The organism is Mycobacterium szulgai (genome assembly GCF_002116635.1).
GTDB lineage: Bacteria > Actinomycetota > Actinomycetes > Mycobacteriales > Mycobacteriaceae > Mycobacterium > Mycobacterium szulgai.
Genome location: NZ_LQPW01000120.1, coordinates 135,662 through 159,820, shown reverse-complemented (window position 1 = coordinate 159,820; position 24,159 = coordinate 135,662). Strand labels below are relative to the sequence as shown.

Genomic DNA, 24,159 nt, shown 5'->3' with positions numbered 1-24,159 from the left:
CCGATGCCCAATTCTTTTGAACTGGATGGACGTGGCCCGTCGGACCGCCAGCTACTGGGCTGCGGGGTCGCCGTTGTGATCGTGTCCGCGCTGCTCGCCGTCGCGCTGTTGGCCAAGTCCACCGGCCGGTTCAACGACTACGTGCGCGTGGTGGCCGATCTGGTGAACGTCGGCGACGGCCTTCCGCAGAAATCCGATGTCAAGTACCACGGCGTGCTGGTCGGCATGGTCAACGACGTCGTTCCCGCGGCGAACGGAAAACCCAACTACGTCCAGATCAACCTCAAACCCGAATACGCGAAATCGATCCCGGCCGCGGTGACCGCGCGGGTGGTGCCCAGCAATGTCTTCGCCGTGTCGTCAGTTCAGTTGGTGGGCAACGGTCCCGGGGCGGCCATCCATGCCGGCGCGCACATCGCCGAAGACACGCAGTTGCCGACGGTTCTGTTTCAAACCACCGTCACCAAGCTGCGTAACCTGCTCGCCGCGGCCGGACGCGGCCGAGACGACAATTCGCTGGGTATCCTGGCCGCGCTCGCTGCCGCCACCGATCATCGTCGGGTAGTCCTGCTCAACGATGCGGCACAGCTGAATCGCCTGCTGGATCAACTCAATTCGATCGTCGCAACCGATACCGGCCCCTCGACGGTGTCCGCGCTCATCGAGGCGACCCGCGGGCTGCAGGCGACGGCACCGGATCTGGTCGATGCACTGCATCAGGCCGTCGAACCGATGCGGACCTTCGCCCAGACGCGCGCACAGTTGGCCGCGCTGGTCTCCGGCGCCGACAACACGATCGCCACCACGCAGCAATCGCTGAACAACCACATCGACCAGCTCATCAAGATCACCACCGACTTCACCCCGGTGCTGGGTGTCCTGGCGCTGAAGTCGAACAACTTCCTGCCCGCCGTGGTCAAGCTGGACAACCTGGCGACCAAATTCATGGACGAGGTCTGGGTGCCCGAGAGCGGCACCGGAAACATGCGCGTGAACCTCTCGTTCACGCGGAGCTACTCTTACACGCGCGCGGACTGCCCACGTTACGGCGAGCTCAAGGGACCCAGCTGTTTCACCGCCCCGCTGGTCCCGGTCCGGCCTGATCTCCCCGAAGTGCTGCTTCCGCAGAACTATCAGCCGCCCATGGATCTGGCTCCCCCGGCGGGAACAGTTATCGGACCCGACGGCAATCTCGTCGCCGTCGGCCCCCCACTGATCAACCCCAACCCGAACCTGACCGATCCCAATCCGCCGCTGCCGCCCTGGCTTACGCCGTCGCCTCCGGTGCCCGGGACAGCTGCGCCATCGTCATACGGCGGGGGTGTCGGCGGCAATATCGGCGGCAACGTCGGGCCCGTCGGCAGCCAGCAGGAACGCAACGCGCTGGCGGTGATCACCGGCCAGCAGCCCAATGTCGCTACCGAGCTGCTACTCGGCCCGCTCGCTCGCGGAACCACTGTGTCGAGGTCTAAATGAGATCCCGCGGCGCCTTCATCGGGCTTTCGGTGTTCATGGTCGTCGCGACGACGCTCACCTGGATGGTGTATGTGAGTCTGCGCCGCGACGTGGCCGGGAAGACGACGCCGTATTGGGCGGTGTTCAGCGACGTGTACGGATTGCGGGACGGCGACGACGTCCGGATGGCCGGGGTTCGGGTGGGCCGGGTCGAAAAGGTTGAGCTGGAAGGCAAATTGGCCAAAGTATCGTTCGTGGTACAGGACGATCAGCGGCTATTCGGCAACACCGTCGCATCGGTGACTTACCAGAACATCGTCGGGCAGCGTTACCTCGGCCTGTCTTTGGGGAAGGAAGGCAGTCCGCAGCAGCTGCCGCCGGGAAGCGTCATTCCGCTACAGCGAACCGAGCCCTCATTCGACGTCACCGTACTTCTCAACGGCTACGAGCCGCTGTTCAGTTTGCTCAACCCGCAAGACGCCGACAACCTGACCAAAGGCGTCATCGAATCGCTGCAGGGCGACAGCTCGTCGCTGGCCACACTGATCAGCCAGACATCCACGCTCACCGAGACATTCGCCGGACGAGACCAGGCCCTCGGCGATGTGATCACCAACCTCAACAAGGTGATCTCCAACCTCGCTGCGCAGAACAACAACCTCGACGGTGTCATCACGCAGACCCGCGACGCGGTGTCCGTCCTCGACCGGCGCCGCCCGGAGCTGGTCGCCTCTACCGGCTCCCTGGCAAGGGTGCTGGGCCGGCTATCGATCTCTGCCCGCGACGTATACCCGGCGTTGGCCGAATTCATCTATCGCCAGCCAGGTTTCGCCCGCCATATCCTCAGCGTCGAACCTCAGGTGGCGTTTTTCGGCGACAACATACCGCTGATGTTGAAGGGACTCACTCGCGTCGGCAACGGCGGCGCCTACGGCAACGCGTACGTGTGCGACGTCAACTTTCTCGGCTTCTTCCCAGGCCTCAACGATGTGCTGCCGATCATCGTCAATGCGGCCACGCCGGGCAACGCAGCGTGGCACAGCCCTAAGTGCAGGAACAATGGCTGAGGCGTCGATCGCAGTTCGGCTCAAGCGGCCCAAGAAGCGTCCGCTGGAGAGTTACAACAAGACTTGGCTTGGGTTCATCGCCGTCGCGGTGGTTGCGGTGGTGATCGCGGGAATGCTCGTGGTCCATCTCGTCGGCGCCGGGTACCGGCACTACACTGCCGAGTTCGTCCAAGCGGCCGCGCTGCGGCCCGGAAACCCGATCGCGATTGCGGGCATCCCGGTCGGCACCGTCACCAGCATGAAACTCGTCGGCGACCACGTCGAAGCGGGCCTGAAGGTTCGCGACGACATCGTGCTGGGTAAAGACTCCAAGGCGACCATCAAGGTCACCACCATCCTCGGTTCCCGCTATCTCGCACTGGAACCCAACGGCCCGGGTTCGCTGCCGCACAACACGTTCGACCTGGGCCATACCGAGGTTCCCTACGACCTGCAGACCGCACTGAAGGACGCCACAACCACCTTCGAGCAGGTCGATTCCGACCGGTTCGCCCAATCGCTTGCCGTGCTCGGCAAGCAACTCGAACGACTGCCCCCGCTAGTGCCGCAGGCTATGACGAACATCAAAACGTTGTCGTCGATCATCGCGCAACGGCGCGACCAACTGGGGCAACTGCTCAAGAACACTGAACAGGTCACCAACACGCTGCGCCGCCAGCAAGCCAACATCGGCAACCTGGTCACCCAGGGCCAGGACCTGATGGGCCAATTCGTCGCGCGCCGAGTCGTTTTCCACGCCATGATGCAATCGCTGAGGAGCCTCGTGGACATCCTGGGCAGGATCGTCGTCAAGGATCGGTCGGGGGTGGACGCATTGGTCAAAGACATGCGCGAGTTCACCGATCTGATGGCCAAACACGACGACCTGCTGCGCAACCTGTTGCAGGTCAGTCCCGTCTTCTTCCGCGAGGTGGCCAACATCACCGGTGACGGCAACGCGATCAACTTCAATGCCCCCAGCGGCATGCTCGTCGACTCGTGGATGTGTGCGATCAGTGGCCGGGCCCAGCAGTTCGGGATGATCCCGTATTTCAAGGACTGCAAATGAAAGCAAGGGTGCTGGTTATTGTTGTCGCCACGGTGTTGGTGGCGACAACAATCGGCGCCGGGTGGTGGTATCTGGGCGCCAAGGACGACCCGATCATCGTCACAGCCCAATTCGACAGTGCCGCAGGCCTATACGAGGGCAACGCGGTTGCGGTGCTGGGCATGCCGGTGGGTAAAGTCATCAGAATCATCCCGAAGGGCGGCTACGTCGAAGTCGAGTTCAGCATCGACCGCAACGTCAGCGTTCCCGCCGATGCACAGGCCGTCACCGTGTCGACGTCCATCCTCACCGATCGACAAATCGAGCTCACCCCGCCGTACCGCGGCGGTCCGGTCCTGCAGAACCACGACACCATCGGGCTGACCCGCACCAAGACGCCCGTCGAATTCAGCCGGGTGCTCAGCGTTTTGGACAAGGTGGTCAAGTCACTCGAAGGAGACGGCCGTGGCGGTGGCCCGATCGCCGATGTGCTCGACGGCGGCGCCGGAGTTGTCGACGGAAACGGCGGCCAGATCAAGGGAGCACTCAACGAACTGTCCAGGGCCCTACGACTGAGCAGCGACGGCGGCGCACAGACCCGCGAGCAGATCACCACGATCGTCAAGAACATCAGCTCGTTGTTCGACGCCGCGGCCGCCAACGACGCGAAGCTGCGCGAATTCGCGTCAACCATCCACCAGGTCAGCCAAATCCTGGCCGACGAGGATTTCGGTAGCGGCAGTACCGGCCGCAAGCTCGATCAACTGGTGCAGCGGGCCGCAGACCTGCTCGACGCCAACCGCGACGCGATCAGGCAGACCCTGCTCAATACCGGCACCACCTTGAAGACGGTCGCCAATCAGCAACGCGACCTCGCCGAGATACTCGATCTGGCCCCGCTGGTCGCCGATAACGGCTACAACGCGATCGATCGGGCCAACGGATCCGTCCGGGCGCACTTCCTCACCGACAGAATGATATTCGACAGCCAGGTGGTCAAAGAGGTCTGCAAAATGATGGGTCTGCGGCAATTGGGCTGCAGCACCGGGACCCTGCAGGACTTCGGGCCCGATTTCGGGCTGACCTACGTGCTGGACGGCATGGCAGCCATGGGACAGAAATGACTAGCCGCAGTAGGGCTGCCGCAGCTATCGCGGCCAGCGTGGTTTTCACTTCAGGTTGCGCCACCAATGGCCTTGCGAGCCTGCCGCTTCCGGCTCCGGGGCTCGACTCGGGGGGGTACACACTGACGGCGGTGTTCTCCAACGCGCTCAACCTGCCGATGAATGCGAAGGTCAAACTGGCCGGCGCCGATGTCGGTCAGGTTGAATCCATCGTGGCACGCAACTACACCGCGGTCACCACGCTACGCATCGTGAACGGTGTGCAACTGCCGCGGGGCAGCACCGCTGAATTGCGCACCGCCACACCACTCGGCGACGTGTTCGTGGCCCTCAAGCCACCCGGGCCGCCCGCTGCCGCCCAGCCGACTATGCCGATGCTGAAGAACGGCGACACCATTGGCTTGGATTCGACGGGAGCGGCAGCGACGGTCGAGTCCGTGCTGAGTTCGGCGGCCATCCTGGTGAACGGCGGAGCCGTTCGCAATTTCACCAACATCATCAACGGCCTCGGCAAAGCCACCGGCGACCAGGGGCAGGCGTTCGGCGATCTGGTGCGCAGGTCCAACCAGCTGCTCGGCACGCTGGACTCCCGGTCCACCCAGATCTCGACCGCGCTGTCCGAATTATCGCGTCTGACTGAAGAACTCGACGGCAAAGACCAGACCATCTCCGAACTGATGGCGGCGGCCGGCCCGGCCACCGATGCTTTGGCCGCCAACACCACCGAGCTCTCCAATCTGGTCGAACAAGTCGGCGACACTACCCGCCTGCTGGCGCGGTTTCCCTCCATCGCAGGAACCGACACCAGCGGACGCAGCATCATCGGCGATCTGAACACGATCGCCGGGGCCGCAAACGACATCGCAGTAAGCCCCGACACCAGCTGGCTCCCGCTGAACCGGATGATCCCACCGATGGTCAAAACCACTGCGGGAGGCTCGATTTCGGTACGCGCAAACGTCGACCGCCTGGTGCTCGGATCCATACCCGACATCGGGTTCCCCGGCGATATCGGCCTGCACGGACCACACCGGTACAACTGGAATCAGTTCATCGGCTCGCTGAAGTACACCCTGTGGCGCCTGCAGGAACGAGTCGTGGGACGAGGGCCGAACTCGCCGCAGATCCCGTTGCTGCCGAATCCGAACGTCCCCGGCGGTATCGAGCCGGCTCCAGGACCACCGCCATGATCGGGGCCGTCGCCAATGTCCTTGTCGCCGTGGTGCGTGCGGGCCACCGGCGCCAGACTTGGCTGTCGGTGGCCGGACTATTGCTCACCCTGGTCGTTGCGACCGCCTACCTGTTGGCCGGAGCGTTGCGCGTGACACCGTTCGCTTCGACCTACCAGGTCACCGTCGAGTTACCGGAATCGGCTGGGCTGCTGCCAAATCAGGATGTCGCGCTGCGCGGGGTGCGGATCGGGCGAGTCGAATCGCTGCAGATCACCGACCGCGGCGTCAACGCCGTCGCCAAGATCACGTCGCGGGTGAAGATTCCATCATCAGCCGTCGTCCACGTTTCCGCACTATCTGCGGCCGGCGAGCAATTCCTCAATTTCGAGGCCGCCTCCGATGCTGGGCCGTATCTGCTCGACGGCAGCGTCCTGGGGCTGGACCGGGCCACGGTCCCCGTCAGCTTGGCGCAACTGCTCAGCGACGCCGACGGACTGCTGGCCCAGGTCGATCCGCGCAAGATCGAGCTGATCAAAAAGGAACTGAGCATGAGCAAGGACGGGCCGCGCAAGCTGGCCGCCATTGTGGACGGCGGCACGTTCCTGCTTTCCACACTCGATTCGGTCCTGCCCCAAACCACCAGCATCATCAAGACCAGCCGAGTGGTGCTGACGCTGGTTGCCGACAAGAACGCGGGGCTGGCCGCCACCACCGTCGGCCTCAACCGAACCCTGGCCGGCATCGCCGGCATGCAAGGCGGCTACCGGCATCTGCTCGATCAGACCCCGCATACGCTGGCCGGAGTCGACAGCTTGTTCGCCGACAACTCCGACACCATGGTGCAACTGCTGGGCAGCATGGCCACTACCTCCCAGCTCCTCTATCTGCGGGTGCCCGCACTCAACGCGCTGTTCCCCGACTACCGCGGGTCGGTACTGGATGCCCTGGCCAGCGCCTTCCACGACCACGGCGTGTGGGCGACGGCAGAGCTCTACCCCCGTTATGCATGCGACTACGGCACGCCCTCCTACATTCCCTCGGCCGCCGACTATCCCGAGCCGTTCATGTACACCTACTGCCGCGACGACGATCCCGGGGTCTTGATCCGGGGCGCCAAGAACGCGCCGCGACCAGGTGGAGACGACACCGCCGGGCCGCCACCGGGAGCCGACCTGGGCCGCAGAACCGACCCAACGCCCAGGGGCCGCTTCACGATTCCCACCCCCTATGGGGGTCCGCAGCTGCCGATCGAACCGCCGCACTAAGACCTACCCCCACTAGGAGATGATTGTGGTTGCCATGACCGAGAAGGACACCGAGCCCGAGGCCGAAAAGCCAGAAGCCCCAACCGAAGACGTCGAACCTGAAACCGAGGCGGCAACCGGGGCCGAGGAAAGCGATGAAGACGACAGCCCGCTGCTCGGCAAGCGGAACAAAGCCGAGCGCCGTAAGCGTCCCTGGGGGCGGTATCTGCGCCGCAGCGTACTGCCGGTATTGCTCGTTGCCTCGCTTACCGTCTCGGGCTTGCTGGGCTGGCGGCAGTGGCAGGAGCACCAGGTCATGATCGCCGGCCAGCAGGCCCAGCAAGCGGCCGTCAATTACGCCCAGATATTGACCAGCATCGACTCCAACAACGTCGACCAGAACTTCCGTCAGGTGCTCGACGGCGCGACGGGCGAATTCAAGGACATGTACACCCAGTCCAGCGTGCAGCTTCGGCAGCTGCTGATCGATAATAAGGCGACCGCGCACGGTGTGGTCGTGGACTCGGCGATCGCGTCGGCATCCGCGAATAAGGTTGTGGTGCTGGTATTTATCGACCAGACGGTGACCAACATGGCGGTGCCCGATCCGCGAATCGACCGCAGCCGCATCAAGATCACCATGGAGAAGATCGACGGCCGCTGGCTGGCCAGCAAGGTCCAGCTGCTGTGATCGGCAGGGTGATCGCGGCGTCTCTACTGCTCGCGATCTCGGGCGTCAGCGCAGTGGCCACCGCGCACGCGTCGGCCCCCTCATTCTGCGGTGAGCTCGGTGGCGACTGGGACGGCCAGTACTGCCACACCTCGGTGACCTCCGAACGCGGCGCCGTGCGCGACATCAAGGTCGCCGTGCCGGCCGACCTCATCGACAACCCGACCACCAGCGCAACCATCCGCGACTACCTGCGAACCCTGGTCAATAACTGGAAGACCGTCGGGGCCCGCATGGCCGCCGACAGCTTCGGCGAGGAGAACTACCAGGTGTTCCAGCACGGCAATCTGCTCAGTGCCATGTTCCACGAGGACTACCACGCCGACGGGCCCAGACCCAACAACGCGTTTCGCACCTTCGCCTTCGACATGGCAAGCGGCCGGCGGCTGCAACTGGCGGATCTGGCGCCGCTCTCAGCGATACCGCCGCTGGCCCAACCGTTCATCGAGAACGCACTCAATCAGGCTGCGCCCCCACACGATCCGGGGACCTATCCATTCGTCGCCGACCGGTGGACACCGGACAAGGTCTATTCCGGCGCGTACCGGGCGTGGGCGTTGACACCCGACGAACTGATCCTCTACATGCCCGACTACCCGGTGGCTCACGACGAGCCGATCAACTTCACCCCAGGGTCCATGCAGTGGTCCATGGACGGCGGTGCGGTCGAAGCGCATATCCCGCTCTCAGCGCTGAGTTCGGTGCTGCGCCTCTAGCTCGGGCCCGCTGCGTTGCCGGCACGCCACTGCTCCCAGGGGATGTTCCAGTCGCCCAGCCCCTCGGTTCCCGGCAGGGTGCCTCCCACCGTGTTCATCACCTCGACGACGTCCCCACGCTTGATGTGGTCGTAGAACCACTGCGCGTTGCTGGGACTGACATTCAGACAGCCGTGGCTGGTGTTGGTGTGCCCCTGGGCGCCCACCGACCATGGCGCCGAGTGCACGAAGACTCCGCTGTAGGAAATCTGCGTGGCCCAGTCCACGTCGGTGCGATATCCGTTGGGCGAGTTGACCGGTACGCCATAGGTCGACGAGTCCATGATGATGTGCTTGAACCGCGCGCCGACGGTGTAGATGCCGTTGGCCGTCGGGGTGCTGTCCTTACCCATCGACGTCGGCATGGTCTTGACGACCTCACCGTTGACCCGAACGGTCAGCATCTTGGTGTTGTCGTCGGCAGTGGCAATCACCTCGTCACCGATGGTGAAGTGCACCTTGACGTTGTCCTCGCCGAACATCCCTTCACCGAGGTCGACGCCGTAGGTGTTGACCGCCACGTCGACGGCCGTACCCGGCTTCCAGAAATGCTCTGGCCGCCAGCGCACTTCACGCTTGTTCAGCCAGTAGAAGGCGCCCTCGACGGGCGGATTGGTGGTGATCACGATGGCCTTCTCGGCGGCGACACGGTTGGCGATGTTCTCGTCGAACCGAATGGCTACCGGTTCACCGACTCCCACCACCTCGCCGTCGGTAGGCACGACGTAGGGCATCGTCAAATGCGCGGGAGAGCTGGTCTGGAACGTCATCTGACGGTTGGCGGCACCGCCGAGCCCGAGCGCCTTGGCGTTGAGCGTGTAGCGCCGGTTGTAACCCAGCGGCTCGGTGGTCTGCCAATGCAGCCCGTCGGAGCTGAGCTGGCCGTTGATCGTCTTTCCGTTGTCGTTGACCATGGTGACCGCGGCCAGCACGCCGTCGGCGACGTTGACGGTGACGGGTGCATCCACCGTCACACCGACGGCACCGTCGGTCACCGATGCGGTGAGCTTGGGGACCAGCAAATCGGCAAACGGGGTGCCCTTGTCGACGATGACCTTCGCCTGCGGGGGCGCTCCGCCGCCGCTGCACGCAACGGCGAACACAGCAACCGGTATCAAGGCCGCAGCCAGCCACGATCGACGTCTGCGCAAAGGCGTCATCAAGTGACCTTCCAGATAATCTCGCTCACGTTGGTCACCGCTGACCCTGGATTGTTGCCAGTATTGTAGTGCCTCGCGGCCGCACTCCGCGGAAAGCTGGCGTGATTCACGCCGGTCCAGTGCCATATGTCACCTGGAATTTCGCGCCGTGGCGGAATGCCTGTTATTGTCGCAAAGCGGTCTCTGGCCGACCAAAGGCGCCGTTAGCTCAGTTGGTAGAGCAGCTGACTCTTAATCAGCGGGTCCGGGGTTCGAAACCCTGACGGCGCACTTCACGCTCATCGGGCTACTCGGCCTTCTCTCGACCTACTTGCTCAGCGCATCGGCCACCGCATCGAATGCGCGCAGCGTGTCCAACATGTGTGGCTCGTGAGAGTGCGGCTGGGTGGACAACTTGGCGGCGACCACCTCCGCTGTGCGGTTGACGTAGATCATCTGACCGCACATGCCCAGACACAACACCACGTCGTTGCCCCGGTAGGGAAACCACATCTGGTTGCGATACATCCCGCCGGGCAGTTCGGTGTCGTCGGGACTGGCGGCGAAGGCCTGGCGCGAGTCAGGGCCGCCGTCGAGGGTGTCGACGATCCACTCCGCCGGCACCACTTGCCGGCCGGTCAGCGAGACGCCGTCGCGCAAGAACAGCGACCCGAACCGGATCATGTCGGTTAGACAGGCGCTGACGCCGCCGTCGAAGAATCCGGTGCCGTCCGCGTCCACGCCGATGGTGGCGTCGCATTGAGCACCGATGCGGCTCCACACCAACTCCGACATCAGTTCGGGCATCGGCTGGGCACCGGCGACTTCACAGATCCAGCCGAGGACGTCGGTTTCACACGATCGATACTGGAACGAACCGCCGTGCGCCGACTTCTGCCGCAACGTCAGCAGGAAGTCACGCAGCGTTGCCGGGCCATCCGGGCTAGTCTTCGGCGCCCAGCCCATCGCCTGGTCGAGCAGGTGTATCTCGGCGACGGGGTCGTCGTAGTCCTCGGAGAATTTGATACCCGACCTCATATCCAGCAGGTGGCGCACCGTCGCACCGGCGTAGCCGCAGTTCGCCAGGGCCGGAACGAATGTCGTGACCGGCGCGTCAAGCTTGATCGCACCCGCCTCGTGCAGCGCGCCGACGACGGCACCCACCAGCGACTTGCTGACTGAGAACATCAGGTGCCGGGTGTGGGCTCCCATGCCGTCCAGGTAGTGCTCGGCCACTATCGACTCGCAGTGGGAAACTGCCCAACCGTCGGTCGCTGTCGCGGCCATCACGGCGCTGACCGTGGTATCCACCCCTCGGGTGCGGGTCACGCCGATGTCGGCCAGCGGAGCACAGGCCGCCGGCAACGCAGCGGTGGGCCCAGTGCCGCGCGAGATGGTCGCGGTCGGCACGAAGTCTTCGACGTGCTGAAATGACCACCGCGCGTAGGGCTCAGACAGCCAGTTGTCCAGTGAGATTCCGGCCGGGCGGCTCACGCTCGTGCGACGAGCCGCGAGACGATCGGCGTGGCCGGCGCCAGCGGTGTCGAGGCGAACTTCGCCTTCATGCCGTTGACCCAGCGTTGGCAGCGCTCGGTGAGCCGGTAGTCGTCGGTCTGCAGATGCCCCCGGGTGACCAGCACGCCGAGTTGGGCGCCTTCGGAACGTAAGTCGCCCGGGGCCGCCACCCGCATGTAAAAGGCCTCAGACCCGTCGAGCAGCGTGGCCCAGTCGTTGGCGGTGCGGGAAAAGGAGACACGACCGTCGTCGTCGATGCGCCACACACCGGTGCGCGGCGTCGAGGTGAAGAGCTCTACGTCCGGCGAGGTCTCGTTCAATATCACTTGGCCCCAGACCTCGTCCTCGCCATAACCGCGCTCCCAGCGCGCGTTGATCCCCTCGATGTCGAGCTCGTACTCCACATCCATGTACTCGAGCAGATGAAAGAGAAACAGCGGCATGTCGGCGTAGGCCTCGGTCGTCAGATTCGTCATAGGGCTGGCGCCGCTCAGGCGTGGGTTCACCTCGCCGAGGTAGAGCTGGTCGGAGTCCAGGTCATGCAGCAGATCCACCTCGAAATATCCGCGGTACCCTTCGCGGCTCAGGATGTCGCCGAGCTTTCCCACCATTTCCCGCGCGGCATGCGTCTGGTTGGGCGGCAGAACTTCGCGCCAAATGTCGTTGCCGCACCAGGCGCCCCGGTGCGGAGTCAGCTCCGGGTAACCGACCAGGCTTGTCATCGCGGGCCCGATCACGGTGCCGTGGCGGGTCACGGCACCCTCGATACACACCTCGACATTGCGGATGCGCTTCATGACTTTGAATTCCTGCTGCGCGGTCAGGTCAGCGGCGTGCTCGTCCCAATCGCGCTGGCCGCGCACGAAGAACGTCCCGCTGCCGGCGGCGCCGTAGGGGATCGAGATGACGAGGTCATCACCCAATCCGGCGTTCTGCGCGAGCGTCAGCAGTTCCTCATAGGAGCCCGCCCGCCCCATCGCATGCGGCACACTCGGAACGCCCGCCTCGTCGGCCAGGCGCGTCATGACGGTCTTGGAACCCAAGCGGTTACGCAGCTCCACCGGCGGATGCATGACCTCGAGACCCGCCTGCCGCGCCAGGGCCTGGGTCTCCTCGTCCATCATCACAAAGCAGGCCTTGCCCCCGGGCCCTCGGCCCGCAATGAACTCGAGCGTCTCGGGATCGCGCAGCAGGTGGTTGCACACGTCGCCCATGGACTCGAAATCAATGCGGTCGCGCCGGCGGGGTACGAACACGCGTGAATGTATGCCCTCGAACGAGTCAAAGTAGGTCAGGTAGAAGAAGTTTCGTATCCAGCGGTCGATGCCGAGCAGATTGAACGGGGTCGGCGAGATGAAGTACAACGGCACGGTATTGGTGTGAAAGAACGCGCGTACGTCCGAGAGGCCTTTCAGCACGCGACGCGGCTCGCCCTGGGGCCCGGTCACGCCGGCCGCACTGTCGTCGGCGCGACGGCGGTGTAATCACATAGCTTCATCCCACAAGTGTGGACCAGCCCGTAGCCGCGCGAAAGTTTGCGGCACCGCGAGGTCGGCGTCGAACTTCGCGCGCACACCACCACGCGTAGCTGGTTTCTGCATGAACAGCTATCGCGGATCATGAACCTATTGCCGCGCAGAGTAACGACGCGACCGCTGGCATCGTGACTTGGAGCCGTTCGGTGATACCCAGACCGTCTGCGAAGCCGTAGTCCTCGGACCTGCCCGCTGTGGAGGGGCCGATCGCGGGAGTGCCGGGGGAAGGCACCACTTTGACGCATCGCTTTCAAGTCCCCAATTGAAGTTGCCGCCGAAGGAATTCGGTTTGTATAGCAAGGATTTCGTCGCGCAACGGCCCGAGGTACACCTCGAAGTGCCCCACCGGGAAATGATGGATTTCCACATTCACTATGCGGGTAGCAACGTGAGCGGCAAATCTGCTCGACGCTTGCACGTCGTAATCGGCAAGGCACAAGAGAACCGGCATGCGCAGCTTTTCGGCGGTCCCGCTACGGTAGCGGGGCAGGTGAAAAAGCATGCGAGGTGCTAAGGCATTCTGCCACCCGACGGTCTCACCACCGAGAGCTTCGAACGCCGCCTTGGCGTCCGGTTCCGTGAAAACCGCGACACGACCGGGTTCGGCCACCACGGGCACCAGGTAGGGCGGCCATCCCCGACGCTGATGGACGACATCCCGAAGCGCCGCCGCGGTGAATTGCGCAGTGCGCCAAGTTACATTCCAGCTCAGCCACTCGCGGAGGCCCCGGCCACGATGCCAGCCGTCAATGACGGGCACCTGCGTAACCACGGCCGCAATACGCGGATCAGTGCTCGCCACCGCGAGTACATGACCACCGCTGAGCGAGGTACCCCAAAGAGCAATCCGGTCCGGGGCGATATCGCCACGCCCGCGCAGGCATCGCACCGCCGCTCGGTAGTCGTCTTGCTGTTCGGCCGTGTCGATGACCTGTCGAGGTTCGCCTGCGCTGGCTCCGAAGTGTCGATAGTCGAACGCGAACACGGCCAAGCCCGCCGCACTGAACCTTTCCGCGTACCTGGGCAAGCCGAGGCGTTTAGTGCCGCTGCCACCGTGGCCCATAACCACGCACGGCAGCTTTCCGTCGACGGATTCAGGGCGGTATAGATCGGCCGCACACCGTACACCGCCGGAGTCGAAGAACACTTCCTCAGGCACAGGCACGTCCGTTTCGGCAAGGATTACAGCGACTTCATCCGAATTTGCATTCTTGCCTGCGTGGCGACCGCGGCCAAGAGGAAATCTCCTTCAGACGAGCGAAAAGGCATTCAGCTTGGCGGCTCGTAGAGATAGCGTGCCCAATATGGGCGGACGCAGGCTATTCCGGGAGCGGCTACTACTTGATCAGCTGCATGATGACCGAGGCCGGCAAGTCGTACTGGTGTCGCACTGTCTGCTGAACGAGAACACCCGATACGCCGGTGGGGCGACCAGGGCCGGCGCCGTTAGCGAAGTCGTGGATTACCTGGTCCACTCGGGGTACGGAATTCACCAGTTGCCATGTCCAGAACGGCTGGCGTGGGGCGGTGTCCTCAAGCGGTACAGCCTGCTTCTCTATGGCTCGAAGGGCAGCGTGCTGTACAGGTTGCGGGGCCCGTTACTCACTGGATTCCTGCTATGGACGAAGTTCATTTACCGCCTGCTGGCAAGGCGAATCGCCCGCGATGTCGTCGATTACGAGCGCTCCGGAATCACCGTGGCGGGGATCGTCGGTATCGGCACGTCGCCATCCTGTGGCGTGACAAAGACACTTGACCTTCGCAAATCCCTAGAGGTAGTTGCCGCCTGCCCCGCCGCATCCTTGACGCGTGATGTCATGAACGACAACGCGGTCCTAGGCTGTCGCCGCGCCGGAGAGGGACTATTCATCAGGTCACTGGACAGGGAACTGCGCCGCCGGGGCATGAGCGTACCGGCGCTAGAGCACGACCTTGCTGCCGAACTGAACGGCACCCCTCAGCGCCCCCTCACCGCACCACCCCTGCGAATACTCGGAGACTCGACAGCGTGAGTAGGTCACGACGACCGCTTCTCACCCAGAGCATGGCCTGCAGCGCCAAAGCACTTGTGGCCAACAATGATTCGTAGCGGCCCCACGCTCTCGGTTCGGTGGCGCGACGCCGGATAGCGAGATCAGCTCCCGCTAATCGGATTCTTCCGGTTAATCCTGTCGGATTCGTGGTCGCAGCGGTAATTTCTCCTCCTGACGCCCCCTTGTGTCGAAGGAGCTGCAAATGGGGTTCATCGAGCCCAACCTGCCCGTCGTCGACGTAGCCGAGTGGAGCAAACTCGCCCGCGCCGAGCGCATCGTGCCGATGGCGCGCCATATCGCCCGGAACGGTTTCGGGACCCCACTGATCATGCACGTGATGTACGGCCTGAAGATCGTGATGTACATCCTGGGGTGCTGGTTATTCGCATTGGCCACCAAAGGCATCGACGGCTTTGTCAATGTGGTGACGTGGTGGACCGAGCCGATCGTCTTCGAAAAGGCCGTCCTTTTCACCATGCTGTTCGAAGTCGTGGGCCTCGGGTGCTGCTTCGGCCCCATGGCTGGACGCTACTTCCCGCCGATGGGCTCGATTCTGTACTGGCTGCGGCCCGGAACCATTCGGCTGCCACCTTGGCCGAACCGAGTGCCGCTGACCAAAGGCAGCAACAGAACCCCGTTCGACGCGCTGCTATACGGCATGCTGCTGGTGTTGCTCGTCGTCGCCTTGGTGTCCGATGGCACAGGGCCAATTCCGGCCCTAGGCACCGCAATTGGGGTGCTGCCGCGCTGGCAGACCATCGCGATCCTGTCGGTGCTGGCCGTGCTCAGCCTGCGCGACAAGATCATCTTCCTGGCGGCTCGCGGCGAGGTATACGCGCCGCTGGCGCTGGTGTTCGTGTTCACCGGCGCCGACATCGTCGTGGGGGCCAAGGTGGTCTTCATGGTGATCTGGCTGGGCGCGGCCACGTCGAAACTCAACCGGCACTTCCCGTTCGTGATCTCGACGATGCTGGCGAACAACCCGTTCATCCCCGCCGGATTTCTCAAGCAGTCGATGTTCAGACGCTATCCAGATGACTTGCGGCCCAGCGCATTGGCCGGTTTGATCGCCCACTTCTCGACGGCGGTGGAGGGGCTGGTGCCACTGGTGCTCTTCTTCTCACACGGAGGTTGGCCGACGGCCATCGCGGCGTTCGTGATGGTCGTGTTCCACCTCAACATCCTGCTGGCCTTCCCCATGGGAGTGCCCCTGGAGTGGAACGTGTTCATGATCTTCGGGGTGCTGTGGCTGTTCGTCGCACATGCGCAGCTGGGACTGTCGAATGTCGGCAACCCGTGGCCCATCGCCGTCCTATTCGCCGTTATCGCCGCAACCGTCGTCGTCGGAAACCTCTACCCCCGCAAGGTTTCCTTCCTGCCCGGTATGCGGTATTACGCCGGCAACTGGGACACCACACTGTGGTGCGTCAAGCCGTCGGCCGACGAGAAGTTCCGTATCGGCTCGCGCGCCCTGGGCCCGATGTATCACCTGCAGCTCGAACGGCTGTACGGCAACAAAGAGGACGCCTCGATCCCCCTTCATCTCGGGTATGCCTTTCGCGGGATGAACTCGCACGGACGCGCGCTGATGACGCTGGTACACCGGGCACTGGCCGGCTTTGACGAGGACGACTACGTGCTGTGCGAGGGCGAGCAACTGTGCGCGATGGTGCTCGGCTGGAACTTCGGCGACGGGCATATGCATAACGAATGCCTCATCGAGGCGCTACAGGAGCGCTGCGGGTTCGAGCCGGGCGAGGTCCGGGTGGTGATTCTGGACGCCCAGCCCATCCACATCAAGACGCAGGAGTACCGGCTGGTCGATGCGGCGACCGGGGAATTCGAGCGCGGCTACTGCGACGTCGAGGACATGGTCACCACTCAACCGTGGGCCGATGACATACCGGTGCATGTCCGACGGACTCGAGTGTGAGCCCACGGCGGGCGTTCGGCGACTTCTGCGCCCAGGAGTGACGCGGGAATGCCTGGATGCACACTCTACGGTGCAGGCTGGCGAGTCAGCGATTCCTGACCCGGTGCACCACCACCACGACAACAATGGCGCTGACGCCGGCCAAAGACACCGTGACCACGGGTTTCTTGACGAATGCGATCACCCGTATTTTGACGTCGTCGGCCAGACGGCGAGGATTGGCGCGCTGAGCAAGTGAATCAACAGTGGCCGCCAGCTGGTCGCGGGCGACGTCGATCTCCTGCTTGATGGTGTCGGGATCGCGGTCCGCCACGTGTCTGTCCTCCAACTGAGCCTGGTGCCCCTGCCCGCACTACCCTAGAGCAGTGACCGAGACCACACGGCTAGCCCCCGGAGACAAAGCCCCAGCGTTCAGCCTGCCCGACGCCGACGGCAGGAAGGTGTCGTTGGCCGACTACAAGGGCCGCCACCTAGTTGTGTACTTCTACCCCGCCGCCTCGACGCCCGGATGCACCAAACAGGCCTGCGCCTTTCGCGACAGCCTGAGCGAGCTCAACGACGCCGGCATCGATGTCGTCGGCATCTCCCCGGACAAATCGGAGAAGCTGGCCAAGTTTCGCGACGCCGAAGGTCTGACGTTTCCTCTGCTGTCTGATCCCGAACGCAAGGTGCTCAGCGCCTGGGGCGCCTACGGCGAGAAACTGATGTACGGCAAGACGGTCACCGGCGTGATCCGGTCTACCTTCGTCGTCGACGACAAGGGCAAGATCGCCCTGGCGCAGTACAACGTCAAGGCTGCCCATACGGCATCGAATATTCAGAAGATCATGGCCCAGTTCGGGTGAGCTAGTGCGTTCGGAATAGACGAAGTTCGTGTCGAAGGTGGTACGGGCGATATGGCGGACATGGTCGAGCAGCGGTGGAACGATCTTCATGTGGAAGTCAGGGAGATAGCGGGCTGACCGCGTCCCAGTTGATCTGTGGTTCCTGTGGGGCGCCGTCCAGCCCGACGGGGAAGTTCTGCAGCGAGTGCGGTAACCGACTCACGCGGGCCACCAAGTCGGCTGAGTACAAACAGGTCACCGTCGTATTCGCCGACGTGGTGCACTCGATGGACATCGCCGCAGTGGTGGGTGCCGAGCGGCTGCATGAGATCATGGCCGACCTGGCGGACAGGTGCGCCGGAGTGGTAAGGCGTTTCGGGGGCACCGTCGGCAGTTTCACCGGCGACGGCATCATGGCGGTGTTCGGCGCACCCCAGGCCTTGGAGGACCATGCTGTGCGTGCCTGTCTGGCGGCGTTGGCTATCCAGGAGGAGGCGCAGCCCCTTGCCGTCGAAGTTCAGGGGCGCGACGGTATCGAGCTCAAGCTGCGGGTTGGGTTGAACTCTGGCGAGGTGATCGCTGGTGAGATCGGTTCAGGCTCTTTCGGTTACACCGCAGTCGGTGAACAGGTCGGCATGGCCCAGCGGATGGAATCTATCGCGCCGCCGGGCGGGGTGATGCTCAGCGAGTCGACGGCCACCCTCGTTGAGTACCATTTCTCCTTAGGCACAAAGGAATTCGTCCATATTAAGGGTTCCGAGGACACAGTGCCGGCCCGTCGGCTGTTGTCCGCGTCGGCTGAACGGCGGGTCGGTCGTCGGCATTCTCGCCTCGTGGGCCGCGAGTCGGAGACGGCAGCGATCTCGGCGATCCTGGACAGGGCGCTCGATGGGGTCGGCTCCGTGGTCACCGTGTCCGGGCCACCGGGCATCGGTAAGACGCGGTTGGTGCGCGAATCCGTTTCGGCCGCGACAAGCCGTGGTTTTGAGGTGTTTTCCACCTACTGCGAATCGCATACCCGCGAGATCTCGTTCCATGTGATCTCGCGACTGTTATGCGCAGTGTTCGGAATCGGCGGTCTCACACCAGAAGCCGCCCGGGTGCGGGTGCGCGCAGCCGCACCCCATGCCGATGCCGAGGACCTGCTGTTGCTAGATGAGCAGCTGGGCATCCGTGATACCGATATGCCGCTGTCAGACATCAGCCCGGACGCCGGGCGGCGGCGGCTCATCGAGCTCATCAAGACAGTTTCGCTGGGTCGCCCGAACCCCGTCGTATATGTCATCGAAGACGCGCACTGGATAGATGGTGTCAGCGAGTCGATGCTCAGCGATTTCGCGGCCGCCGTCCGCCAAATGCGGGCAACGATGTTGATCACGTATCGCCCCGAGTATCAGGGCATCATGTCAGAACTCACCGAAGCCGAGGCCATCGTACTTGCACCGCTGAGTGATTCGTACATCGATGAGTTACTGGAGGAGCTGCTCGGGGCGGATTCGTCGGTAGGCAGGTTGTCCACGGTGGTCGCCGACCGCGCGGCGGGCATACCGTTCTGCGCCGAAGAGATCGTGCGCGATCTGGCTGAGCGGGGCGAGATCGAGGGCGACCCGGGTGCCTACGTGTGTCTGCGAGAAGTAGGCGACGTGCACGTACCACCCACCTTGCAGGCGGCCATCGGTGACCGTATCGACCGGCTCACTCCCTCGGCGAAGCGGACGTTGAACGCCGCAGCGGTCATCGGTGCTCGATTTCGCGCCGAGCTGTTGGAGCGATTGCTCGATCGGACGGACCTGACGCCACTCGTCGAAGCCGAACTGGTCGACCAGGTCACTTACGGAGACGATGCCGAATACGCCTTCCACCATCCGCTCACTCAGAAGGTGGCCTACGAATCGCAGCTCAAGGCCGCGCGCTCGGACTTGCACCGGCGGGTGGCCGTGATCATGGAGCAGACGAATGCCGCAGCCACCGGTGAGGGGGCGGCCATGATCGCCGCTCAATACGAGTCCGCGGGTGAGCTGTCCGAGGCATATGAATGGTTCATGCGCGCCGCGACCGGTTATGGGCCGCGCGACATCCGGGCGGCACGCGGAAGCTGGGAACAGGCCGCACGGGTTGCCGACCAAATGCCCGGCGATCATCCCACCTGTTTGGCGATGCGGATCTCACCGCGGGCTTTCTTGTGCGGCAGCGCCTTTCGCGTGGGAGGCGTTCCAGAAACCACTGGCTTCGAAGAGTTGCGCAATATCACGGCCGCAGCCGGCGACAAGAAGTCACTGGCGGTGGGCATGGCTGGCTACCTCAACACGCTGACGTTCAATTCGCGCCACCGGGAAGCCGTACATATGGCGTCCGAGTTCGCCGCGCTGGTCGAGTCGATAGAGGAACCAGAGATGGTCGTGGGCCTTCTCTATGGGGCGGCGCAGGCCAATTGGGAAGCCGGTGAGGTGGTCGAAAGCCAGCGCTTGGCGCAGCGCATTATCGACCTCGCGGACGGCGACCCCGTCATGGGGAACTTCGTGATCGGATCTCCGCTTGCCTGGGCCATGAGTTTGAGGGGTGCATCGGCGATGGCCTTGGGCCGGCCGGGATGGCGGGCCGACATCCAACGGGGCATTGCGATGGCGCGGTCGTATGACGCGACAACCCGAATTCTGGCCCAGGCGTACAAATTCGCGAGTGCGATGGCAAACGACGCTATAGTGCCCGACGCGGAGGACATCTCGTTGACATCGGAGTCGCTGCAGATCGCGCTACAGTCGGGCGACAACAGCGCCGTCACCTTCGCATACCTGAATCGAGCGGCGGCGTTACTGCACTCTCCCGAGGGTGACCGAGCGGCCGGCATCGAGGCGTTGACCGCAGCGCGCGAGGTGATCGTTCGCGAGAAACTTTCCCTGACATTGCGGAGGCTGACCGATATCGAGTTCGCTCGCGCAAAACTCAGGTCCGGCGAGCTCGACGGCGCCATCGCTCTGGCGCGCCAGGTCGTCGAGGAGCAGTTCGCCACCGACGAGACGATGTTTCGTGGTCCTGCCACCGCGGTACTGGGCGAGGCATTACTCCGTCGCGGCACACCATCCGACATCGACGAAGCGCAGAAAGCGGTGGACAGACTGGCTGCTGTGCCGACCGAGCCGGGCTTCGTCCTGCACGAACTGCCGCTTTTGCGGTTACGGGCGCTCCTTGCCTGGAACAGCGGAGACAAGCTGGGCTACCAGCAGTTCCTGGCACGCTTCCGCGAGAAAGCACTCGCAGCCGACTTCCAGGGATACCTGGCGCAGGCCGAGGCGATGGGCTGACACCGCGCTCGAAGCGCTAGGCGATCGATTGATCGAAGATGAGCCGAACGATTTGCGGGTTGACCGGATCTACTTGGACGGGGAGAGTCGCGCCCGGCTGCACGCGCGACAAATAGACGCTATCCACACTCCGCTGCACGGTCACCTCGTATGGTTCTTGGCCCGGAACCTGCACGCCTAGCTTCAGCCGGAGATAGGGCCGGTGGTCGTTATCAAGCCAACCCGCCCGTTTCATCGACAGGACCTGCGCCGTACCCGTCAGCGCGTCACCGCGAATTGTTGGATTCCGTTGCATCCAGCGCCTAATGGCACCAACTGCTGCGCCGATCATGACCGCGATACCGATGAGGTACCCGATCCTTTCCCGTAGCGGGATAGCTGCCAGGTCGTGCAAAATTCCCAGGGCGTGAGCAGCGTCCATCGACGCAAGCTAACGCCCCGGCTGCACCTAGGACAACACCTATTTCGCTTTGACGGCTTTCCGCTATCTCTACGATGCGGGGATAACATGAAGCGGCGCGCACACCGCAACTCGAAACGTTTGCCGCCGCCGCCTGCGCGTCATGCCTCTCGGGCACATACGATTTCGGCCACGAGTTCACCGTCGCGACTGACATCCATGTGCGTTACTGCCGTCAGCTCAGCGCGCAAAGCCGCCCGACAGGTCACCGCGATCTGTCTGTATAGCCGCAAGATTGGCCAGCAGCAGCGCCTCAGCCGTCGCGGCAGATTCCAGGACGCCTAGGTGCAGGCTTTCGTCGACGCTGTGTGCCTGGGGTGGGGATCCCCCACACCAGTGACAAGGATCTGCGCCGGCTGTCCAGAGGTAGTTCCGCAGCAGGCGAAAGGACCATCGGCCCTATAGAACGCCGAGACCTGAGCGCATTCTTGAGTCCAAGTCATTCGAGACTGCTTATTTGAAGCCATTCCTTGGAGGCCGATCATGTCACAAGACACCGAGAAGAAGACGCCGGCGGAACTAGCGTCAGACCTGGCGGAGCGAGCAGCAGGCCTGTCCGACGAAGTGCTCAAGTCGGTCGAATCCGGACAACGGACCGCCATCGAAGCCGTGCGCAAGTTCGTTGGCGCTGTCGAAGAGTCGTTGCCCGGACACGGGGACGACCATCCGTCGAGACGCGAAACCATCGTCGACGCCGCCCTCGATATGGCGGACAAACTGGTGAAGACGCAGTACGAGTTCATCCGCAGTGTCGTCAGCAGCGCGAGCGAGGCGCTCAAGAAGCCGAACGAAAACCATGATGCGTGAACAGTGCGCCGTTACCTCTGTCGAATCTCTCGACCTCAACCGCTATCGCGGGCTGTGGTATGAGATCGGCCGGCGCCCGTTCAAATGGGAGGACGCCGAGGCCTCGGACATCACAGCCGAATACACACTCGAGGACGATGCAAGCGTCCGCGTCGACAATCGCTGCCTCAACAAAGACGGTGTACCGTCGCGCTCGATCGGCCGCGCAACTCCGGTGAACGGCCAGGCGGGACGCTTGCAAGTGTCGTTCCTTCCGCAGTTCCTGAGGTGGATCCCGTTCACGAAAGGCGACTACTGGGTCCTGAAAATCGATGACGCTTACACGGTTTCCCTCGTCGGTACACCTGACCACGAGTGCCTCTGGCTGCTGGCCCGCGAAGCTCACATCGACGACGCCACCGAAGCGGCTTACCTCGCTGAAGCGACCCGGCAGGGGTTCGACCTCGAGAAGTGGATCAGACCGAGGCAGTCAGGCCGGCGCGTGACCGACGACGCTCTCAGCAGGCACCGCTGAACGTCATCAAGGCCGCCAGCCACGTCAGCAAACTGCGGCGCGATCTGTCTGTGTAGCCGCAAGATTGGCCAGCAGCAGCGCCTCAGCCGTCGCGGCGCGTTCCAGGACGCCCAAATGCAGGCTTTCGTTGACGCTATGTGCCTGGGTGTTGGGATCCTCCACCCCGGTGACGAGGATCTGCGCCTGTGGAAACGCGGCGGCGAATTCAGCGATGAACGGGATCGAACCACCCATTCCCATATCGATGGCATCGACACCCCACGCCTGCCGAAAGGCCGCCCGCGCCGCGTCGTAGACGGGCCCCGACGCGTCGATGTTAAACGGCTGCGCGATCTCGCCGCGTGTAACGGTGACCTGTGCACCCCATGGGGCGTTCCGGTGCAAATGCGCTTCCAGCGCATCAAGATGCGCGATGGCGTCGCCACCCGGCGCGACCCGCATACTGACCTTGGCCCGTGCCCGCGGAATCAGCGTGTTCGACGCTGCCGCAACAGAGGTGGTGTCAATGCCGATCACGGTGATCGCCGGCTTGGCCCACAGCCGTTGCGGCACCGAACCGGCGCCGATCTCCGAAACCCCTTCTAGCAGACCAGAATCCACCCGTACCCGCTCAGGCGGGTAGTCCACGTCGGCGGCGTCGCCGTGGTGCAGACCCGGCACCGCCACATTGCCGTCATCGTCGTGCAGGCTGGCCAGCAGGCGCACCAGCACGCTGAGCGCGTCAGGAACCACGCCGCCCCACAACCCCGAGTGCAGTCCGTGGTCAAGTGTGACGACCTCGACCACACAGTCGGCCAGTCCGCGCAGCGACACTGTCAGTGCCGGAACGTCGGTGCTCCAGTTGTCCGAGTCGGCGATGACGATCACGTCGGCGGCGAGGGCGTCACAGTGGGCGGCCAAGAACCGGCCCAGCGTCGGGGAACCGGATTCTTCTTCACCCTCGACAAAGACGGTCACCCCCACCGGTGGCCGGCCACCATGTGCCCGGAGTGCCGCCAAATGCGTTGCGATTCCTGCCTTGTCGTCGGCAGTACCACGGCCATACAACCGCCCGTCACGTTCCGTCGGCTCAAATGGCGGCGACGCCCACTGACCGCGATCGCCTTCGGGCTGCACGTCGTGATGGGCGTAAAGCAAGACGGTCGGCGCTCCCGGTGGCGCCGGATAATGGCCGATGACCGCCGGCGCCCCGCCCTCGCTGACGATCCGCACATCACCAAGGCCGGCCTGCGACAACAGGTCTGCCACCGCCTGTGCGCTGCGGTGGACCTCATCGTGGCGACCCGAGTCGGCCCATACCGACTCGATGCGCACCAGATCCTCGAGATCACGACGCACCGACGGCAACACCTCGCGTACCCGCTCAACCAGATCAGTCATGGTCTCGAGGCTAGCTTGGCGGGTGCCGGGCTATGGCCGCCGAAGCCGTCAACGGTGGAAGAATCCGGAATGCCCTGCTCAGACTGGCGGGGTATTCACTCAGGTTTCCAACGCCCGAGTTGCGGATTCCGGTGTTGAAGAAC

Annotated in this window: 22 protein-coding genes, 1 tRNA gene and 1 pseudogene; 15 read left to right on the top strand and 9 right to left on the bottom strand. The window is 63.7% G+C overall.

The window, feature by feature from the left end; translation table 11 throughout:
• Nucleotides 1-3 precede the first annotated feature (3 nt).
• From AWC27_RS16920 to AWC27_RS16885, 8 genes are read left to right on the top strand one after another with little or no spacing between them, the layout of a single operon-like run.
• Nucleotides 4-1,476, top strand: a complete 1,473-nt coding sequence (locus AWC27_RS16920; RefSeq protein WP_085671527.1) for an MlaD family protein — start codon at nucleotides 4-6, stop codon at nucleotides 1,474-1,476.
• Nucleotides 1,473-2,522, top strand: coding sequence for an MlaD family protein (locus tag AWC27_RS16915; protein ID WP_085671526.1), 1,050 nt, complete (start codon nucleotides 1,473-1,475; stop codon nucleotides 2,520-2,522). Before AWC27_RS16920 ends, AWC27_RS16915 begins: the two co-directional genes overlap by 4 nt.
• The gene (locus tag AWC27_RS16910; RefSeq protein ID WP_085671525.1) at nucleotides 2,515-3,570 is read left to right on the top strand and encodes an MlaD family protein; all 1,056 of its coding nucleotides are present in this window, start codon (nucleotides 2,515-2,517) and stop codon (nucleotides 3,568-3,570) included. Before AWC27_RS16915 ends, AWC27_RS16910 begins: the two co-directional genes overlap by 8 nt.
• On the top strand, nucleotides 3,567-4,673 hold the full coding sequence (locus AWC27_RS16905) for an MCE family protein (RefSeq protein ID WP_085671524.1): 1,107 nt from the start codon (nucleotides 3,567-3,569) through the stop codon (nucleotides 4,671-4,673). The genes AWC27_RS16910 and AWC27_RS16905 overlap by 4 nt, the downstream gene beginning before the upstream one ends.
• Nucleotides 4,670-5,863, top strand: coding sequence for an MlaD family protein (locus AWC27_RS16900; RefSeq protein ID WP_085671523.1), 1,194 nt, complete (start codon nucleotides 4,670-4,672; stop codon nucleotides 5,861-5,863). The genes AWC27_RS16905 and AWC27_RS16900 overlap by 4 nt, the downstream gene beginning before the upstream one ends.
• Complete coding sequence (locus AWC27_RS16895) at nucleotides 5,860-7,110, top strand: MlaD family protein (RefSeq protein ID WP_085671522.1); 1,251 nt, start codon at nucleotides 5,860-5,862, stop codon at nucleotides 7,108-7,110. The genes AWC27_RS16900 and AWC27_RS16895 overlap by 4 nt, the downstream gene beginning before the upstream one ends.
• A 19-nt stretch (nucleotides 7,111-7,129) precedes the next feature.
• Nucleotides 7,130-7,780 (top strand): tetratricopeptide repeat protein, encoded by a 651-nt coding sequence (locus AWC27_RS16890; RefSeq protein WP_085671521.1) that lies wholly within the window; start codon nucleotides 7,130-7,132, stop codon nucleotides 7,778-7,780.
• Nucleotides 7,777-8,535 carry a mannan-binding family protein gene (locus AWC27_RS16885; RefSeq protein WP_085671520.1) on the top strand — a complete coding sequence of 253 codons (759 nt, stop codon included), beginning with the start codon at nucleotides 7,777-7,779 and terminating at the stop codon, nucleotides 8,533-8,535. Before AWC27_RS16890 ends, AWC27_RS16885 begins: the two co-directional genes overlap by 4 nt.
• Here the strand turns inward: AWC27_RS16885 and AWC27_RS16880 are convergent.
• The gene (locus tag AWC27_RS16880; RefSeq protein ID WP_085671576.1) at nucleotides 8,532-9,734 is read right to left on the bottom strand and encodes a L,D-transpeptidase; all 1,203 of its coding nucleotides are present in this window, start codon (nucleotides 9,732-9,734) and stop codon (nucleotides 8,532-8,534) included. The genes AWC27_RS16885 and AWC27_RS16880 overlap by 4 nt on opposite strands.
• A 197-nt stretch (nucleotides 9,735-9,931) precedes the next feature.
• On the opposite strand from AWC27_RS16880, the gene AWC27_RS16875 reads away from it, so the two are divergent.
• Nucleotides 9,932-10,004, top strand: a tRNA-Lys gene (locus tag AWC27_RS16875).
• A 36-nt stretch (nucleotides 10,005-10,040) separates the two neighbouring features.
• On the opposite strand, the gene AWC27_RS16870 is transcribed toward AWC27_RS16875, so the two are convergent.
• The 3 genes from AWC27_RS16870 to AWC27_RS16860 all read right to left on the bottom strand — a co-directional run bounded on the left by AWC27_RS16870 (nucleotide 10,041) and on the right by AWC27_RS16860 (nucleotide 13,922).
• Entirely contained in the window at nucleotides 10,041-11,207 is a 1,167-nt protein-coding gene (locus AWC27_RS16870) for a serine hydrolase domain-containing protein (protein WP_085671519.1), read from the bottom strand.
• Nucleotides 11,204-12,676, bottom strand: a complete 1,473-nt coding sequence (locus AWC27_RS16865) for a biotin carboxylase (protein ID WP_085671518.1) — start codon at nucleotides 12,674-12,676, stop codon at nucleotides 11,204-11,206. The genes AWC27_RS16870 and AWC27_RS16865 overlap by 4 nt, the downstream gene beginning before the upstream one ends.
• Before the next feature lie 337 nt (nucleotides 12,677-13,013).
• Nucleotides 13,014-13,922, bottom strand: a complete 909-nt coding sequence (locus AWC27_RS16860; protein WP_139837050.1) for an alpha/beta hydrolase — start codon at nucleotides 13,920-13,922, stop codon at nucleotides 13,014-13,016.
• Nucleotides 13,923-14,067: 145 nt separating this feature from the next.
• Between AWC27_RS16860 and AWC27_RS16855 the strand changes: the two genes are divergently transcribed.
• Both AWC27_RS16855 and AWC27_RS16850 read left to right on the top strand, forming a co-directional pair.
• Nucleotides 14,068-14,775 carry a hypothetical protein gene (locus AWC27_RS16855; protein WP_085671516.1) on the top strand — a complete coding sequence of 236 codons (708 nt, stop codon included), beginning with the start codon at nucleotides 14,068-14,070 and terminating at the stop codon, nucleotides 14,773-14,775.
• Nucleotides 14,776-14,998: 223 nt separating this feature from the next.
• A complete protein-coding gene (locus tag AWC27_RS16850) occupies nucleotides 14,999-16,729 on the top strand; it encodes a DUF3556 domain-containing protein (protein WP_085671575.1) in 1,731 nt (576 codons plus the stop codon).
• 85 nt (nucleotides 16,730-16,814) lie between these two features.
• Here AWC27_RS16850 and AWC27_RS16845 read toward each other — a convergent pair whose 3' ends face one another.
• Nucleotides 16,815-17,042 (bottom strand): DUF3618 domain-containing protein, encoded by a 228-nt coding sequence (locus AWC27_RS16845; RefSeq protein WP_085671515.1) that lies wholly within the window; start codon nucleotides 17,040-17,042, stop codon nucleotides 16,815-16,817.
• A gap of 52 nt (nucleotides 17,043-17,094) precedes the next feature.
• Here AWC27_RS16845 and bcp point away from each other — a divergent pair, with 52 nt between their 5' ends.
• The gene (gene bcp, locus AWC27_RS16840; RefSeq protein ID WP_085671514.1) at nucleotides 17,095-17,574 is read left to right on the top strand and encodes a thioredoxin-dependent thiol peroxidase; all 480 of its coding nucleotides are present in this window, start codon (nucleotides 17,095-17,097) and stop codon (nucleotides 17,572-17,574) included.
• A gap of 97 nt (nucleotides 17,575-17,671) precedes the next feature.
• Here bcp and AWC27_RS32195 read toward each other — a convergent pair whose 3' ends face one another.
• Entirely contained in the window at nucleotides 17,672-17,848 is a 177-nt protein-coding gene (locus AWC27_RS32195; RefSeq protein ID WP_245847204.1) for a hypothetical protein, read from the bottom strand.
• Here AWC27_RS32195 and AWC27_RS16835 point away from each other — a divergent pair.
• Nucleotides 17,841-20,855, top strand: a complete 3,015-nt coding sequence (locus tag AWC27_RS16835) for an ATP-binding protein (protein WP_245847201.1) — start codon at nucleotides 17,841-17,843, stop codon at nucleotides 20,853-20,855. The two genes, AWC27_RS32195 and AWC27_RS16835, sit on opposite strands and share 8 nt — an antisense overlap.
• Before the next feature lie 16 nt (nucleotides 20,856-20,871).
• On the opposite strand, the gene AWC27_RS16830 is transcribed toward AWC27_RS16835, so the two are convergent.
• Both AWC27_RS16830 and AWC27_RS33255 read right to left on the bottom strand, forming a co-directional pair.
• Complete coding sequence (locus tag AWC27_RS16830) at nucleotides 20,872-21,276, bottom strand: hypothetical protein (protein WP_085671513.1); 405 nt, start codon at nucleotides 21,274-21,276, stop codon at nucleotides 20,872-20,874.
• A gap of 219 nt (nucleotides 21,277-21,495) precedes the next feature.
• Nucleotides 21,496-21,668, bottom strand: a pseudogene (locus AWC27_RS33255) (hypothetical protein); the annotation flags it as partial.
• A 130-nt stretch (nucleotides 21,669-21,798) separates the two neighbouring features.
• Between AWC27_RS33255 and AWC27_RS16825 the strand changes: the two are divergent.
• Nucleotides 21,799-22,122 carry a hypothetical protein gene (locus AWC27_RS16825; RefSeq protein WP_085671512.1) on the top strand — a complete coding sequence of 108 codons (324 nt, stop codon included), beginning with the start codon at nucleotides 21,799-21,801 and terminating at the stop codon, nucleotides 22,120-22,122.
• Nucleotides 22,112-22,636 carry a lipocalin family protein gene (locus tag AWC27_RS16820; RefSeq protein WP_245847200.1) on the top strand — a complete coding sequence of 175 codons (525 nt, stop codon included), beginning with the start codon at nucleotides 22,112-22,114 and terminating at the stop codon, nucleotides 22,634-22,636. Before AWC27_RS16825 ends, AWC27_RS16820 begins: the two co-directional genes overlap by 11 nt.
• A gap of 24 nt (nucleotides 22,637-22,660) precedes the next feature.
• Here AWC27_RS16820 and AWC27_RS16815 read toward each other — a convergent pair whose 3' ends face one another.
• On the bottom strand, nucleotides 22,661-24,016 hold the full coding sequence (locus AWC27_RS16815; protein ID WP_085671511.1) for a dipeptidase: 1,356 nt from the start codon (nucleotides 24,014-24,016) through the stop codon (nucleotides 22,661-22,663).
• Nucleotides 24,017-24,159 lie beyond the last annotated feature (143 nt).

Bases quoted from the DNA above. Each gene is read 5' to 3' on its own strand.
- AWC27_RS16820 (WP_245847200.1), top strand. From the start codon at position 22,112: ATGATGCGTGAACAGTGCGCCGTTACCTCTGTCGAATCTCTCGACCTC.
- AWC27_RS16850 (WP_085671575.1), top strand. From the start codon at position 14,999: ATGGGGTTCATCGAGCCCAACCTGCCCGTCGTCGACGTAGCCGAGTGG.
- AWC27_RS16825 (WP_085671512.1), top strand. From the start codon at position 21,799: ATGTCACAAGACACCGAGAAGAAGACGCCGGCGGAACTAGCGTCAGAC.
- AWC27_RS32195 (WP_245847204.1), bottom strand. From the start codon at position 17,848: ATGTCCATCGAGTGCACCACGTCGGCGAATACGACGGTGACCTGTTTG.
- AWC27_RS16835 (WP_245847201.1), top strand. From the start codon at position 17,841: ATGGACATCGCCGCAGTGGTGGGTGCCGAGCGGCTGCATGAGATCATG.
- AWC27_RS16910 (WP_085671525.1), top strand. From the start codon at position 2,515: ATGGCTGAGGCGTCGATCGCAGTTCGGCTCAAGCGGCCCAAGAAGCGT.
- AWC27_RS16900 (WP_085671523.1), top strand. From the start codon at position 4,670: ATGACTAGCCGCAGTAGGGCTGCCGCAGCTATCGCGGCCAGCGTGGTT.
- AWC27_RS16855 (WP_085671516.1), top strand. From the start codon at position 14,068: ATGGGCGGACGCAGGCTATTCCGGGAGCGGCTACTACTTGATCAGCTG.
- AWC27_RS16880 (WP_085671576.1), bottom strand. From the start codon at position 9,734: ATGACGCCTTTGCGCAGACGTCGATCGTGGCTGGCTGCGGCCTTGATA.
- AWC27_RS16915 (WP_085671526.1), top strand. From the start codon at position 1,473: ATGAGATCCCGCGGCGCCTTCATCGGGCTTTCGGTGTTCATGGTCGTC.
- AWC27_RS16895 (WP_085671522.1), top strand. From the start codon at position 5,860: ATGATCGGGGCCGTCGCCAATGTCCTTGTCGCCGTGGTGCGTGCGGGC.
- AWC27_RS16890 (WP_085671521.1), top strand. From the start codon at position 7,130: ATGATTGTGGTTGCCATGACCGAGAAGGACACCGAGCCCGAGGCCGAA.
- AWC27_RS16920 (WP_085671527.1), top strand. From the start codon at position 4: ATGCCCAATTCTTTTGAACTGGATGGACGTGGCCCGTCGGACCGCCAG.
- AWC27_RS16830 (WP_085671513.1), bottom strand. From the start codon at position 21,276: ATGGACGCTGCTCACGCCCTGGGAATTTTGCACGACCTGGCAGCTATC.
- AWC27_RS16905 (WP_085671524.1), top strand. From the start codon at position 3,567: ATGAAAGCAAGGGTGCTGGTTATTGTTGTCGCCACGGTGTTGGTGGCG.
- AWC27_RS16815 (WP_085671511.1), bottom strand. From the start codon at position 24,016: ATGACTGATCTGGTTGAGCGGGTACGCGAGGTGTTGCCGTCGGTGCGT.